This is a genomic window from Nonomuraea sp. NPDC050783, assembly GCF_040802095.1.
Lineage (GTDB): Bacteria > Actinomycetota > Actinomycetes > Streptosporangiales > Streptosporangiaceae > Nonomuraea.
Genome location: NZ_JBFAHK010000033.1, coordinates 36520 through 50997, shown reverse-complemented (window position 1 = coordinate 50997; position 14478 = coordinate 36520). Strand labels below are relative to the sequence as shown.

The 14478-nt window shown below is 68.8% G+C and carries 14 protein-coding genes and 1 pseudogene; 6 read left to right on the top strand and 9 right to left on the bottom strand.

The features are described 5' to 3' along the window. Positions 1–123 precede the first annotated feature (123 nt). Both trxB and trxA read left to right on the top strand, forming a co-directional pair. Positions 124–1056 (top strand): thioredoxin-disulfide reductase, encoded by a 933-nt coding sequence (trxB, locus tag AB0H75_RS45535; RefSeq protein ID WP_367807394.1) that lies wholly within the window; start codon positions 124–126, stop codon positions 1054–1056. A 10-nt stretch (positions 1057–1066) separates the two neighbouring features. Further along, positions 1067–1381, top strand: a complete 315-nt coding sequence (trxA, locus tag AB0H75_RS45530; protein ID WP_367807392.1) for a thioredoxin — start codon at positions 1067–1069, stop codon at positions 1379–1381. A gap of 112 nt (positions 1382–1493) precedes the next feature. Here the strand turns inward: trxA and AB0H75_RS45525 are convergent, their stop codons facing one another. Then, positions 1494–2111 (bottom strand): GNAT family N-acetyltransferase, encoded by a 618-nt coding sequence (locus tag AB0H75_RS45525; RefSeq protein WP_367807390.1) that lies wholly within the window; start codon positions 2109–2111, stop codon positions 1494–1496. 271 nt (positions 2112–2382) lie between these two features. Here AB0H75_RS45525 and AB0H75_RS45520 point away from each other — a divergent pair, with 271 nt between their 5' ends. The 3 genes from AB0H75_RS45520 (at position 2383) to AB0H75_RS45510 (ending at position 6162) form a co-directional block, all read left to right on the top strand. Next, positions 2383–3615: a PLP-dependent aminotransferase family protein gene (locus tag AB0H75_RS45520; RefSeq protein WP_367807450.1), complete on the top strand. Its 1233-nt coding sequence runs from the start codon at positions 2383–2385 to the stop codon at positions 3613–3615. Between the two features lie 169 nt (positions 3616–3784). Next, positions 3785–4741, top strand: coding sequence for a D-alanine--D-alanine ligase (locus tag AB0H75_RS45515; protein WP_367807388.1), 957 nt, complete (start codon positions 3785–3787; stop codon positions 4739–4741). A 365-nt stretch (positions 4742–5106) separates the two neighbouring features. Next, complete coding sequence (locus tag AB0H75_RS45510) at positions 5107–6162, top strand: low specificity L-threonine aldolase (RefSeq protein ID WP_367807386.1); 1056 nt, start codon at positions 5107–5109, stop codon at positions 6160–6162. An 84-nt stretch (positions 6163–6246) separates the two neighbouring features. Here the strand turns inward: AB0H75_RS45510 and AB0H75_RS45505 are convergent, their stop codons facing one another. The 8 genes and pseudogenes from AB0H75_RS45505 to rpmH form a co-directional block, all read right to left on the bottom strand. Beyond that, positions 6247–7230, bottom strand: a complete 984-nt coding sequence (locus AB0H75_RS45505; RefSeq protein WP_367807384.1) for a ParB/RepB/Spo0J family partition protein — start codon at positions 7228–7230, stop codon at positions 6247–6249. A gap of 684 nt (positions 7231–7914) precedes the next feature. After that, on the bottom strand, positions 7915–8850 hold the full coding sequence (locus AB0H75_RS45500; RefSeq protein ID WP_367807382.1) for a ParA family protein: 936 nt from the start codon (positions 8848–8850) through the stop codon (positions 7915–7917). A 136-nt stretch (positions 8851–8986) separates the two neighbouring features. Next, a complete protein-coding gene (rsmG, locus tag AB0H75_RS45495; protein ID WP_367807380.1) occupies positions 8987–9658 on the bottom strand; it encodes a 16S rRNA (guanine(527)-N(7))-methyltransferase RsmG in 672 nt (223 codons plus the stop codon). A gap of 297 nt (positions 9659–9955) precedes the next feature. Next, on the bottom strand, positions 9956–10444 hold the full coding sequence (locus tag AB0H75_RS45490) for a protein jag (RefSeq protein ID WP_367807378.1): 489 nt from the start codon (positions 10442–10444) through the stop codon (positions 9956–9958). A gap of 20 nt (positions 10445–10464) precedes the next feature. Continuing rightward, complete coding sequence (gene yidC / locus AB0H75_RS45485) at positions 10465–11388, bottom strand: membrane protein insertase YidC (RefSeq protein WP_367807376.1); 924 nt, start codon at positions 11386–11388, stop codon at positions 10465–10467. Between the two features lie 4 nt (positions 11389–11392). After that, positions 11393–11629 carry a membrane protein insertion efficiency factor YidD gene (gene yidD, locus AB0H75_RS45480; RefSeq protein ID WP_367807374.1) on the bottom strand — a complete coding sequence of 79 codons (237 nt, stop codon included), beginning with the start codon at positions 11627–11629 and terminating at the stop codon, positions 11393–11395. After that, a pseudogene (rnpA, locus tag AB0H75_RS45475) lies at positions 11623–12030 on the bottom strand (ribonuclease P protein component). Before rnpA ends, yidD begins: the two are co-directional and overlap by 7 nt. 86 nt (positions 12031–12116) lie before the next feature. Then, the gene (gene rpmH, locus AB0H75_RS45470; protein WP_020547366.1) at positions 12117–12254 is read right to left on the bottom strand and encodes a 50S ribosomal protein L34; all 138 of its coding nucleotides are present in this window, start codon (positions 12252–12254) and stop codon (positions 12117–12119) included. Positions 12255–12699: 445 nt separating this feature from the next. Between rpmH and dnaA the strand changes: the two genes are divergently transcribed. Beyond that, complete coding sequence (dnaA, locus tag AB0H75_RS45465; protein ID WP_367807371.1) at positions 12700–14292, top strand: chromosomal replication initiator protein DnaA; 1593 nt, start codon at positions 12700–12702, stop codon at positions 14290–14292. Positions 14293–14478 lie beyond the last annotated feature (186 nt).

The following is a 14478-nucleotide window of genomic DNA, read 5'->3' as shown; positions in this document are numbered from 1 at the left end:
GTTCGCGCAGGTGGGTGGAGGGATCGGCGGTGCCGCAGCGGCGTCGCGGGTAGGGCGGGGAATCAGGGCGGCCTAGGATCTGTTGACGCCGGTGCAACAAGCAGACGAGGAAGGCGTGGAGCGTTGAGCGACGTTCGTAACGTGATCATCATTGGATCCGGGCCAGCCGGCTACACCGCGGCCGTCTACTCCGCGCGCGCCGAGCTCAAGCCCCTGGTCTTCGAGGGCTCCGTCACCGCCGGTGGCGCGCTCATGAACACCACCGACGTGGAGAACTTCCCCGGGTTCCCCGACGGGATCATGGGGCCCGACCTCATGGACAACCTGCGCAAGCAGGCCGAGCGCTTCGGCGCCGAGCTGGTGGCGGACGACGTCGTCGAGGTCGACCTGGAGGCCAACCCCAAGGTCGTCAAGACGCACACCGACACCTACTACGCCAAGTCCGTCATCCTGGCCATGGGCTCCGGCTACCGCGAGCTCGGGCTGGAGAACGAGAAGCGCCTGTCCGGCCACGGCGTGTCCTGGTGCGCCACCTGTGACGGCTTCTTCTTCCGCAACAAGGACATCGTGGTCGTCGGCGGCGGCGACACGGCGATGGAGGAGGCCACGTTCCTGACCCGGTTCGGGCGCATGGTCACCGTGGTCCACCGGCGTGACGAGCTGCGGGCCAGCAAGATCATGCAGGAGCGGGCGTTCGCCAACGACAAGATCCGCTTCGTCTGGGACTCCGAGGTCGTCGACGTCCTCGGCGACACCAAGGTCGAGGCCGTCAAGCTGCGCAACGTCAAGACCGGCGAGGAGTGCGAGCTGGCGACCGACGCGCTGTTCCTCGCGATCGGCCACGATCCGCGTACCGATCTCGTCAAGGGTCAGATCGACCTGGACGAGAACGGGTACGTGAAGGTCGCCTCCCCCAGCACGGCGACCAACATCCCTGGTGTCTTCGCCGCGGGTGACGTGGTCGACCACACCTACCGCCAGGCCATCACCGCGGCCGGCACCGGTTGTGCGGCCTCGCTCGACTCCGAGCGCTGGCTCGCCGAGAACGACAAGTAAGGAGCGCACTGTGAAGGCAGTCACCGACGCCACGTTCGAGGCCGAGGTTCTCAAGAGCGGCAAGCCCGTGCTCGTCGACTTCTGGGCCGAGTGGTGCGGCCCGTGCCGTCAGGTCTCGCCCATCCTGGAGGAGATCTCCAAGGAGCACGGCGACAAGCTGGAGATCGTCAAGCTCAACATCGACGAGAACCCCGAGGTCCCTCGCCAGTACGGTGTGCTCCAGATCCCCACGATGAACGTCTACAAGGACGGCAAGGTCGTCAAGCAGATCATCGGCGCCAAGCCGAAGGCCATGCTGCTGCGCGAGCTCGACGGCGTCATCTGAGCGTGCGTCCAGGCGTCGTCCGAGCGTGCGCCCGCTCGTCGATGAGCCCCCCGCGGTCTCCGCGGGGGGCTCATCGCATGACTGGGGCTCCTGGAGCGGCCGCCAGCGGCTCTCAGACGGGACGCAGGGCCCGTTCCGGGCTCATGGAGCCGAGAAGGCGTTCGAGCGCCACCTCGACGTCCTCACGCCACGAGACGGCGCTCTTGAGTTCGAGCCGCAGCCGCGGAAAACGCAAATGCGGACGAACCGTCTTAAATCCCACCGACAGCAAATACTCCGCGGGAACGATACAACTGGGTTCCTCCCACTTGAGGTCCCCGAACGCCTCGATGGCCTTGACCCCGCGCCGCGTCAGGTCCTTGGCCACGCCCTGGATGAGCATCCGCCCCAGCCCGCCGCCGGCGAACTCCGGGATGATGTGCGCCGTCATCAGCAGGACCGCGTCCGCGCTGACCGGAGAGGTCGGGAACGCCACCGAGCGCGGGGTGTGCAGGGGCGGGCTGTAGAGCACGAATCCGGCCGGCACGCCGTCCACGTACACGATCTTGCCGCAGCTTCCCCACTCCAGCAGCGTCGCGGAGAGCCATGCTTCCTTCTCCAGGCCCGGGTCACCCGACTCCAGCGCGCGCTCCCCGCTCATGGGGTCGAGCTCCCAGAACACGCACCGCCGGCAGCGGCGCGGCAAATCTTCAAGATTGTCCAGGGTAATGTTGACCAGCCGGCGCGACAACTACGGCCCCTATCGTTGACCCGGAAAAGCGCGCGAAAACCGCGTCCACAGGTGGCATCGTAGCTCAGTGAAGAAGACGCCAGCGGACACCACGACGCCGAGCCCGGTCACGTGCGACATGTCCGTCTGGCGTAATCTGGTATTTCCGCCCCATATGAGACCTAGGAGGTGGGCCGTGACGGAAGAGCTGGATCACGGTCAGACACCCGCGCCGCCCCAAGGGTCGCGCATCGACGCCTACGTCGATCGGTACGCCGCGCGAGCTACCGGGATGGTCGCTTCCGAGATCCGAGCTCTCTTCGCCGTCGCGTCGAGGCCCGAGGTGGTCTCGCTCGCGGGCGGCATGCCGTACGTCACCGCCCTCCCCCTCGACATGGTCGGCGAGCTGGTCTCCGACCTCGTCACGCGGCGCGGCCCGGTCGCGCTCCAGTACGGCTCCGGCCAGGGTGACCCGCACCTGCGCGAGCAGATCTGCGACGTCATGCGGCTGGAGGGGATCCAGGCCGTGGCGGACGACGTGGTCGTCACCGTGGGCTCGCAGCAGGCACTCGACCTGATCACCCGCATCTTCATCGACCCGGGCGACGTGGTGCTCGCCGAGGGTCCCTCGTACGTAGGAGCGCTGGGCACTTTCGCCGCCTACCAGGCCAAGGTGGTCCACATCGCCATGGACGACCAGGGCATCGTGCCCGAGTCCCTGGCCCAGACCATCTACGCGCTGGAGACCGCGGGCGCGCCCATCAAGTTCCTCTACACGATCCCCAACTTCCAGAACCCGGCCGGCGTCACCCTCAACATCGCCCGCCGCCAGCAGGTCCTCGACATCTGCCAGCGGGCCGGGGTGCTGGTCATCGAGGACAACCCGTACGGGCTGCTCGGCTTCGACGGCGAGCCCATGCCCGCGCTGCGGGCCGACAACCCCGACGGGGTCGTCTACCTCGGGTCGTTCTCCAAGACCCTCGCCCCCGGCTTCCGGGTCGGCTGGGCGCTGGCGCCGCACGCGATCCGCGACAAGCTCGTGCTCGCCATGGAGTCGGCCGTGTTGTCGCACTCGTCGTTCACGCAGCTCGCCGTCGGCCAGTACCTCGCCACCCAGCCGTGGCGGGAGCAGATCAAGACCTTCCGCGAGCTCTACCGCGAGCGCCGCGACGCGCTGCTCGACGCGCTCGACGCCCTGATGCCCCCGGAGGTCACCTGGACCCGGCCCGCCGGGGGCTTCTTCGTCTGGGCCACCCTGCCCGAAGGGCTCGACTCGAAGGCCATCCTGCCGAGGGCCGTCGCCGAGCGGGTGGCCTTCGTCCCGGGCACCGGCTTCTTCTCGGACGGCAGCGGCGCCAGGCACATGCGGCTGTCGTACTGCTACCCCGAGCCGGATCGGATCCGGGAGGGCGTGCGGCGGCTGGCCGGGGTGGTCGAGCAGGAGATCCAGCTCCGGGACACGTTCGGCACCAGCTCGGCCCGCGACCACAACGGCGTCGACACGCCGGGCCCGGACCTGGCCTGACCCCTTTCGCGCACTCGGGGCAGCACCGCCACTCGACGGCGGCGCTGCCCCGACCCGCTCCGCCGTGGGCGGAATCACCGGACGAAACCCCAGGACGAGCACCTCACGTACCTCCTTCGCCTCCGGCGCCGGTACGCTCGGACAGCGTTCTGTCAGCAGAGGAGAAGAGATGAGCGATCTGGGCCATGTGCTGGTGCTGGCCGGAGGCCTCTCCTACGAGCGAGAGGTGTCCCTGCGCTCGGGTCGCCGGGTCAACGAGGTGCTGCGCGCCGCGGGCGTCGACGTCGAGACCCGCGACACCGACGCCTCCCTCGTGCCCTCGATCCTCGCCGATCCCCCGGACGCGGTGTTCGTGACCCTGCACGGTGGCGCGGGCGAGGACGGCGCCATCCGCTCCGTCCTGGAGCTCCTCGACGTGCCGTACGTGGGTGCCGACCCCGACGCCTGCCGGGTGGCCTTCGACAAGCCCACCGCCAAGGCGGTCGTCCGCTCCGTCGGCCTGCGTACGCCGGAGTCGGTCACGCTGCCCAAGGAGACCTTCCACGACCTGGGCGCCACGGTCGTGCTCGGGCGGATCATCGAGCGTCTCGGCCTTCCCCTGTTCGTCAAGCCCGCGCGGGGCGGCTCCGCGCTGGGCGCCTCGATCGTCCGTACGGCCGAGGAGCTTCCCGCCGCGATGGTCGGCTGCTTCGCCTACGGCGACACCGCTCTCATCGAGCGCTACGTCGAGGGCGTGGAGGTCGCCGTGTCGGTGGTGGACCTCGGCGACGGCCCGATCGCCCTGCCCGCCGTCGAGATCGTCCCGGACGAGGGCGTCTACGACTACGCGGCCCGCTACACCGCCGGGCACACCGAGTTCTTCGCCCCCGCCCGCCTCTCCCCCGCGGCCGCCGCGGCGTGCGCCGAGACCGCGGTCACCGCCCACACGGCCCTCGGTCTCCGCGACATCTCGCGCACGGACCTGATCGTGGACGCCGACGACGTCCCCTACTTCCTGGAGGTCAACGTGGCCCCCGGGATGACGGAGACCTCCCTGCTGCCGATGGCCGCCGAGGCGGCCGGCCAGGACCTGAGCGACCTCTGCCGCACCCTCCTCCAGAACGCCGCCGCCCGCTCCCGCGCATAACCCGTCGCCGGATCCCTCCAGCGACGCGCTCCTCGGCCCGCCGGACCATGCATCCGGCGGGCCCTCTTACCGCGGATCATGCCCCCCGGCCGAACGCCCGCACCCGGACAGCCTTCCGGCCCGAGCACACCCGCCGCCCACGTGCCCGGCTGCCTCGAACGCCCGCTCACGTGCCCGGCTGCCTCGAACGCCCGTCCACGTGCCCGGCCGCCTCGAACGCCCGTCCACGTGCCCGGCCGCCTCGAACGCCCGCCCCCGTCGTTCCGTGCGAACGCGTCGCGCCGTCCAGCGAATCGGCTGTCCCCGTCCGCTCCCCCTCCTGATCTGCGAAACAGCCGCACCACCACCAGTCGTAGCCTTGCCTTGTGCTGATCGATGCGATGTACCCCAAGAGCTTTGCCAGCGACAACCACGCAGGCGTCCACCCGGACATCCTCGAAGCCATGACAACGGCCAACCAGGGCGACGCCCCCGCCTACGGCGACGACACCTGGACCGCCGCCTTCGCGGAGAAGGTCAAGGAGGTGTTCGGCCCGGAAGCGGAGGGCTTCGCGGTGCTCAACGGCGCCGGCGCCAACATGGTGGGCCTGGCCCTCACGCTGGCCCGCCGCTACGACGCCGTCATCTGCGCCGACAGCGCGCACATCGCCACCCACGAGGCAGGCGCCGCGGAACGCCTCCTCGGCGTGAAGCTGATGACGGTCCCCACCGAAGCGGGCAAGCTCCGCCCGTCCGACATCGAGTCCCGGCTGGGCGGCCTGGGAAACCCGCACGAGTCGCAGCCGGCGGTCGTCTCCATCTCCCAGGTGACGGAGCTGGGCACGTGCTACTCCCCTGACGAGATGGCCGCCCTCGCCGAGACGGCACACGCCGCCGGCCTACGCCTCCATGTGGACGGCGCCCGCCTCGCCAACGCCGCCGCCCATCTCGGCTGCGACCTCAAGACCATCACCGCCGACGCGGGCGTGGACGTCTTCAGCTTCGGCGGCACGAAGAACGGCGCCCTGGCCGCCGAGGCCGTGGTCGTCCTCGATCCTTCCCTGAGCGGAGCCGTGCCCTTCCTGCGCCGCCAGTCCCTTCAGCTCGCGTCGAAGATGCGTTTCATCTCCGCTCAGCTCACCGCGCTGCTCACGGACGACCTCTGGCACCGCAACGCCCGCCACGCCAACCAGATGGCCACCCGCCTGGCCGACGGCCTCGCCGACATCCCTGGGGTGACCCTCGCTCACCCCGTCCAGTCGAACGCCGTCTTCGCGACGCTTCCGCACGCCGTCACGGAAACCCTCCGCCGCCGCTACCTCTTCCATTACTGGGACGAGACCGCCGGCACCGTTCGCTGGATGACCGCCTTCGACACCACGCCCGAGCACGTCGACGACTTCCTGGACGACCTCCGCAAGGCAGCCGCCACCCACCTCTGAATCGCTGTTTCACGTGAAACACGCGCCAGGAAAAACCGATGGGGCCGCTGTTTCACGTGAAACAGCGGCCCCATCGGGCGAGTCCTACTCCTCGGATTCGTGCATCATCCGTACGGCATCCGGAGCCATCGTGCCGATGATCCGCTCCAGGTCGTCGATCGTGGCGAACTCCACGACGATCCGGCCCTTCCGCTGCCCGAGATCGACCTTCACCTTGGTCTCGAAGTGGTCGGAGAGCCGCTCGGCGAGGTGGTTGAGACCGGGGACGGTGGGCTTGGCGGGCCGGCGTTCACGGGCCGCCTTCTGGGGCGCCGCGGCCTTGACGCTGCCCATGGCGACGATCTCCTCGACCGCGCGTACCGACAGCAGCTCCGCGATGATGCGCTTGGCCAGCTCGATCTGCTCCTCCGCCGAGCTGAGGCCGAGAAGGGCGCGGGCGTGCCCGGCGCTGATCGTGCCCGCGGCGACCTTGCGGTGAACTTCGGGCGGGAGGTTCAGCAGGCGGAGAGTGTTGGTGATGTGCGAGCGCGAGCGGCCCACCCTCGCGGCCAGTTGCTCGTGCGTCGCCTGGAAATCGTCGAGGAGCTGCTGGTACGCCGCCGCCTCTTCGAGGGCGTTCAGCTGCTCCCGTTGCAGGTTCTCGATGAGGGCGTCACGTAGGAGCTCGGTGTCCTGCGTGTTGCGCACGATGGCGGGCACCGAGTCGAGCCCGACCCGCTGGCACGCCCGCCAACGCCGCTCCCCCATGATGAGCTCGTACTGGCCACCGCCGACGGGCCGCACCACGATCGGTTGCAGCAGCCCGACCTCCCTGATGGAGGCGGCCAGTTCCTCCAGCCGCTCCTCGTCGAAGATCTCACGCGGCTGGCGCGGGTTCGGAACGATCGCGTCGAGCGCCACTTCCTTGAAGTACGCCCCGGCAATCGGCTTCGGGCCGGCCTCGCCGGTCGCCGTCGAACCGTTGGCCGGGGCTGTGGACGTCGCCACCGTCCCGGGACCGTCAACGATGGGACCGGTCGGGATGAGCGCCCCGAGCCCCTTGCCCAATCCCCGCCGCTGCTGACTCACTACGTCTCCTCATCCACCAACCGAAATCCGGTCACCTCAGGAGAGGTTACCGTTGCGAGCCCAACAGGGTGTCTCCTCGCCACACACGGCCCGCTGGATTTACACCGACATCCCCGGCCATCCCTCCCCCGTGTCGCGAAGCACGCGTGGAGAGGCGAGAGACCGGCACCCGAGGAGGAACGACCGAGCGTCCAGACGGCCGGCGTGCGAGCGGGCGAGCGCCCTACAGCCCCGAGCAGGTCTCAGAAACGCGGCCGGCACGAGGCCGCCGGCCGTTACGGAGCCCCCTCTCGCCGTCACAGCGAAACCACGGACCGGACCTGCGGCGGCTGCTCACGACGCCGGACAGCGGAGGCAAGGCGAGACCGGAGCCACCACGACGACAAGAGACGTGGAGATCCGTAGAAGCAGCCGCACCACCCGAGCGCACACCACGCCGCCTCGGCACCCCGTCCGCACCGTCGCCTCACGGCCGGCTCGACACCGCCCCCCACACACGGCTATCCGCGCCACCGGCGGATCCCCACACCCTTGCCCCAGCGCTTCGGCTCCGCGGGCAGGTTCCGGGCGTCGCCCCCACGCGGCTCAGCACCGGCTCGGCACTGCATCGTGCTGCCGGGCCACGGCTCCCGCTTCTACGTCTCTGTGCCCGGCCCAGATGTGCTTCGGGTGGGAACAGGTGTGTCAGGCGACGGTGGCGCGGAAGGCGATCTCCCGGGCCGCGTCCATGTACGCCATCGCCCCGCTCGACCCCGGGTCGTACGTCATCACCGACTGCCCGTAGCTGGGCGCCTCCGACAGCCGTACGCTCCGCGGGATCACCGTGTTCAGCACGGTCTCCCCGAAGTGGGAGCGGACCTCCTCCGCCACCTGCGACGCCAGCCGCGTCCGCCCGTCGTACATCGTCAGCACGATCGTGGACAGCCGCAGCGTCGGGTTGAGGTGGGCCTTGATGAGGTCCACGTTCCGGAGGAGCTGCCCGAGCCCCTCCAGCGCATAGTACTCGCACTGGATGGGGATCATGACCTCTTCCGCGGCCACCAGCGCGTTGACGGTCAGCAGGCCGAGGGAGGGCGGGCAGTCGATGACGATGTAGTCCAGCTCGATCGCGTCGTACGCCGACAGCGCCCGCCGCAGCCGGGCCTCCCGCGCCACCAGCGACACCAGCTCGATCTCGGCGCCGGCGAGGTCGATGGTGGCGGGCGCGCAGTAGAGGTTGGGCATGTCGGGCACCTGCTTGACGATGTCCGCCATCGGCAGGTCGTCCACCAGCACCTGGTAGACGTCCGGCACGTCCCCGCGGTGCTCGGTGGCCAGGGCGGTGGAGGCGTTGCCCTGCGGGTCGAGGTCCACCACGAGCACGCGCTGGCCGTTCATGGACAGCGCCGCCGCGATGTTCACCGACGTGGTGGTCTTGCCGACGCCACCCTTCTGGTTGGCCACCGCGATCACCCGCGTCTTCGCCGGGCGGGGCCAGCCCCCGTCGCCGGCGTCGGGAGCGTCTCCGGACTGGGCGGCCGTCTGGGTCGCGGATGTTTCACGTGAAACCACTGAGCTGAGCGCCTCTCTTACCAACGGCGAATCACCGGGGTTCAGGGGGGTCTGGGTCACGATGGCCATCCTTTCAACCGATGGTGTGCCGGGGCCGGGAATTTGCTGTCGCGACACGCCCGATGCGGGCCGGCCAATCCGGTGGGACTCGGAGGTGTACGGCTGTCCGGCCGTCCGAGACCGCATGGCGCGACTGGCACGACCGTCACCTCCTCCGTCGCCGCCTGGCTCGCTCCGGCGCGCGACCCGCTACCACCCGAACCAGTGTTGCAGGCGGCTCGACCTTACCGTGCCCGACGGTCACAAGCTCGGCCGTTCGCGCTCCGCAGGCGCGTAGCTGATCCTCGGCCTCGGCCAGCTCGCCGGCGGCCCGCTCGCCCTTCATGGCGATGAGCTCGCCGCCCTCGCGCAGCAGCGGCATCGCCCACGTCAGCAGCCGGTCGAGCGGCGCGACCGCCCGCGCGCTGGCCACGTCGAACACCCGCTTGCCGGCCAGCTCCTCCGCCCGCCCGCGCAGCACCTCGACGTTGCCGAGCTTGAGCGCCTCGGCGCTCTCCTCCAGGAACACGGTACGGCGCAGCAGCGGCTCCAGCAGCGTGACCCGGATGTCCGGCCGGACGATCGCCAGCACGAGACCGGGCAGCCCGGCGCCCGAGCCGATGTCCACCAGCTCGACGTCCGGCGGCACGGCCTCGGCGACGACGGCGCAGTTGAGCAGATGGCGATCCCAGATCCGCGGCACCTCCCGCGGCCCCAGCAGCCCGCGGACCACGCCGGGACCCGCCAGCAGCTCGGCGAACGCGTTGGCGCGCTCCCAAGCCTCCCCGGCGAAGACGTCCCGCGCTATGTCCGGCGGCGCCGGCAGCTCATCGCTCACTGGTTGGAGGCCCTTTCTCGGTGCTGGGTCGTGGCCGGGCGTGAACGTCCTGCCGGGGAACGCCTTCGGTCATCGGCTCTTCCCCCAGGCTAATGGGGCGATCACAAAAGAAGACTAGCGGGCCGCCCGCAAGGCGACCTCCGAGCGCGCCGCCGACCCGGCAGGCGCACGGCGGTACGCGGACCTGCGTCCCGATTTCAGGCGATCCAGACCGTACGCGGCACGTACCAGGATAAAAGAGAACGGCCGCCTGCCGGGCGCCAGGGGCGGGCAGACGGCCGCATCAGAGCGGGCGGGTCAGGCGGGCAAGACCACCACGTAGCGGTTGGGCTCCTCGCCCTCGGACTCGCTGCGGAGCCCGGCGGCGGCCACCGCGTCGTGGACGATCTTGCGCTCGAAGGGCGTCATCGGCTGCAGCGACCTGGGCTCGCCCTCGTCCCTGACCCGGTCGGCGACCTCGGTGCCGAGCTTGGTCAGCTCGGCCCGCCGGCGCTCCCGGTAGCCGCCGACGTCGAGCATGAGCCGCGAGCGCTCGCCGGTCTGCCGATGGACGGCCAGCCGGGTCAGCTCCTGCAGCGCCTCCAGGACCTCCCCCGAGGGCCCCACCAGCTCGTTGCTCTTCAGGCCGACGACGGAGACCAGGGCCCGGTCGCCCTCGACGTCCATGTCGATGTCGCCGTCGATGTCGGCGATGTCGAGAAGCCCCTCGACGTAGTCGGCAGCGATCTCGCCCTCCTGCTCCAGAGCGGCGAGATCAGGAGCTTTCTTCTGCTCGGCCTCGGTCATGGCCGGCCTCTCCTTCGTGTTCAAGACTTCTTGCTGCCGGTGCGCTTGCTGCGAGGCTGGCGGGTCGGCTGCTGCCTGATGATCTTAGGCTCCGGCGCGGGCGGAGGGGCCTGCTCCTCCGGAGTCGTCTTGCGGATCTTGGCCATCAAGCCGGGCTTCGCCTGGACGGGGATCGCGTTGCCCTTGGCGTCGAACTGCGGCATGGGATGACGGCTGTAGAACCAGTGCTGCTGGCCGAGCGTCCACAGGTTCGTGGTGACCCAGTAGAGGATCAGGCCGAGGGGGAAGTTCAGGCTGAAGAAGGCGAACAGCGGCGAGATGTACATCAGGATCTTCTGCTGCTGCGCCATGGGGTTGTCCGGCATCTGCGCCATGGAGCGGGTGACGCTCTGCCGGACGGTGAGGAAGGTCGTGAGCGAGCTGATCGCGACGAAGAAGCCGATGACGACCTTCTGCATGACCGAGGGCGCCTCGAAGAACGTCGCGGGCAGCGGGGCGCCGACGATGAGCGCCTGCTTGGCGCTGTCGACCAGCTCCTGCGACATGCCGAACTTCGGCTGGTCCGCCGCGATCGCCCGGAGCACGGTGAACATCGAGATGAAGATCGGGAACTGGGCCACGACGGGCAGGCAGCCGCCGAGCGGGTTGGCCCCCGCGCCCTGGTACAGCGCCATGACCTCTTGGTTCATGCGCTGCTTGTCGTTCTTGTAACGCTTGCGGAGCTCCTGGACCTTCGGCGCCAGCTCCTGCATCTTCCGCGACGAACGCATCTGCTTGAGGAACAGAGGGAAGATCAGGATCCTCATGAAGACGGTCAGCGTGATGATGGTGAGCGCCCACGTCACGCCGCTGTTCGGGTCGAGGACCGTGCTGTATGCCTGGTGGATCCAGGTGATGACTTGGGCGACGGCTGTGTACAGCCAGTTGAGCCAGGACAGCTCCACCGAGCTATCTCCCTTGCGTTTCGTGGGACCGAACCGGGCGTGGGGGCACCGGGTCTATACCTCCGGGATGGAATGGGTGGCACCGCCCGATGCGCCGGACAGTCAGCCAGATGCCACGTAGCGCTCCGTGCGTGGCGATCGCCTCGAGTCCGTAGGCACTGCACGACGGATAGAAACGGCAGCGTGGACCGAGCAGCGGGCTGATGAACGCCCGATAGAACCGGATCGGGACGATCAGCACCCGAGCCGCGAGGCTCGGCACCTCGTGCGCCTGCTCCGTCATCTCTGTCCACCCGTCGAGGACTCGCGCCGCCTGAGCAAACGATCCAGCGCGGTGTCGAGCTCGGCGGCCAGGTGCTCGAAACGCGCGGACGCGGCCGGTGGGTTGGCGCGTACCACAAGCAGGCTACCTCGCGGCAGCCGGTCCAGACGCTCCCGCATCAGGTGTCGGAGCCGTCGTTTGACCTTGTTCCGGGTGACGGCTCCCCCGACGGCCTTGCTCACCACGAAACCCACCAGAGGTGCGTCTTCCCCGGAAACGCGGAGATGCACCACCAAAGTGGGGCGCCCCGCGCGCTTACCTCGCCGGACGGCCGCTTCGAATTCCTCCCCGCGCCGCATGCGGGATTGCCGGGAAAGCACCGTTTGCACCTATCGCCATATGTCGCCATACGCCTAACGCCCGCCGGCGAGATCCACCGGCGGGCCGACTATCTGGCGCGGGACGGTCAGGCCGACAGCTTCTCGCGGCCCTTGCGGCGGCGGGAGGCGAGGATGGCGCGACCGGCCCGGGTGCGCATCCGCAGCCGGAAGCCGTGGGTCTTCGCGCGGCGACGGTTGTTCGGCTGGAAAGTACGCTTGCTCACGGGTGGGCTCCAGGTCGATGGTGCGCCCAGTGGGCGCGGTACACACATGGATGGCCTGTCAGGAATAGCGAGGGCACGCGAAATAGCCGTCGCGTGACAAGCCGACCGTCGTACGTTACGGGGCAAGCCCCTCCCAGGTCAAACCGGACGGCTTATCCACTGTTCCACAGGCACGTTTTCCCCAGGCCGTGGTCGTCCACAGTTTGTGCACTCCGGTGCCACTAGGCTGTGGACAACGTCTTGAACACAGCTGTGCACATGGCTACTGTCGGCCCTTCTGGAGCCGCTGTGACCCTGTGCACAACTTGTGGAGATCCTGTGGAGAACCTGGGCGTGACGCCCGGCGCGCAGGCTGTGGACAAAGGCGGCCGGAGATCGACAGGCAGCCGCCGGCATGTGGACAACTACCGCGGGGGCCGCGAGAGGGAGGAGGGGGAACCGCACTGTGAGCAGTGTCGACCTCGGCACGGTTTGGGCGAGGGCCCTGGGCAACTTCCTCAACGAGAACGTGCCGATCCAGCAGCGCACCTGGCTGTCGATGGTGCGCCCGATCGCCCTGGCCAACGACACGATCGTGCTCGGCGTTCCCAACGACTTCCTGAAGGACCTCATCGAGGGCAAGCTGCGCCCGCTCGTCGCGCACGCGTTGTCGCAGGAGCTCGGCCGGACCATGCGGCTGGCGGTGATGATCGACACGACGGCTCCTGAGCAGCCCACCGTCGACACTCATCAACAGCCTGTGGCTCCCGGTTATCCCCAGGGTGTGGAGAGCCAGCCGCTTTATGCACAGCCCGCTCCACCCCAGCACCAGCAGGCTTCCGAGCCTCCGCAGTTCTATTCTCCCCAGCCGGAGGCGGAGCGTCCGTCCACAGAATATCCACAGCCGGGCTTCGCTTTTGAACAGCCGCAGCCGTATTCCCCACCCGGCGCGGCGCCTGTGGAGAAAACCCCGGAACCGGCGCCGAATCGGTGGGAAGCGAAGAGCAGCAAACCCGGCGAACCAGCCCGGCTCAATCAGAAGTACACCTTCGAGACTTTCGTCATCGGTGCCAGCAACCGGTTCGCGCACGCCGCCGCCGTGGCCGTCGCGGAATCGCCGGCGAAGGCGTACAACCCGCTCTTCATTTACGGCGACTCGGGGCTGGGGAAGACCCATCTGCTGCACGCGATCGGGCATTACGCCCAGAGCCTCTACGACGGCGCCCGGGTGAGGTACGTGAGCTCCGAGGAGTTCACCAACGACTTCATCAACAGCATCCGCGACCACAAGGCCGACGGCTTCCGCGGCCGCTACCGGGCGATCGACATCCTGCTCGTGGACGACATCCAGTTCCTGGAGGGCAAGGAGCAGACGCAGGAGGAGTTCTTCCACACCTTCAACACCCTCCACAACGCCAACAAGCAGATCGTCATCTCCAGCGACCGCGCGCCGAAGCAGCTCATCACGCTGGAGGACCGGCTGCGCAACCGGTTCGAGTGGGGCCTGATCACCGACGTCCAGCCGCCCGAGCTGGAGACGCGCATCGCCATCCTCAGGAAGAAGGCCATCCAGGAGGGCCTGGCCGCGCCGCCCGAGGTGCTGGAGTACATCGCCAGCCGCATCTCCACCAACATCCGGGAGTTGGAGGGCGCGCTGATCAGGGTCACCGCGTTCGCCAGCCTCAACCGGCAGGGTGTGGACCTGCAGCTCGCCGAGGTGGTGCTGAAGGACCTCATCACCTCGGAGTCCGACACAGAGATCACCATCGCGGCGATCATGAGCGAGACCGCCAACTACTTCGGCATCAGCATCGACGACCTGTGCGGCACCTCGCGCAGCCGGGCGCTCGTCAACGCCCGGCAGATCGCCATGTACCTCGCGCGCGAGCTGACCGAGCTGTCGCTGCCCAAGATCGGCCAGCAGTTCGGCGGCCGCGACCACACCACGGTCATGCACGCCGAGCGGAAGATCCGCTCGCTCATCGCCGAGCGCAAGTCGATGTACAACCAGGTCAACGAGCTGACAATCCGCATCAAGCAGACACAGCGCGGATCCTGAAGATTATGCACAGCCTGTGGATAACACTGTGGAGCAGCGGAAACGTCAAAAGAAGCCGCTCCGGTGCCCGACTATGCCCGAATAAATCCACCCACAAGGGCTGGGGACAAAGCTGGGGACATCCTGGGGAAACCTGGGGACAGCCAGTGGATAACGTGTGGACAGCGTGTGCACAACCGATCTGGG

What these genes read in the sequence shown, in the direction of transcription:
- AB0H75_RS45520 (WP_367807450.1), top strand. Translation starts at nt 2,383, where the DNA reads ATGGTCGCTTCCGAGATCCGAGCTCTCTTCGCCGTCGCGTCGAGGCCC.
- AB0H75_RS45515 (WP_367807388.1), top strand. Translation starts at nt 3,785, where the DNA reads ATGAGCGATCTGGGCCATGTGCTGGTGCTGGCCGGAGGCCTCTCCTAC.
- AB0H75_RS45490 (WP_367807378.1), bottom strand. Translation starts at nt 10,444, where the DNA reads ATGACCGAGGCCGAGCAGAAGAAAGCTCCTGATCTCGCCGCTCTGGAG.
- AB0H75_RS45500 (WP_367807382.1), bottom strand. Translation starts at nt 8,850, where the DNA reads ATGGCCATCGTGACCCAGACCCCCCTGAACCCCGGTGATTCGCCGTTG.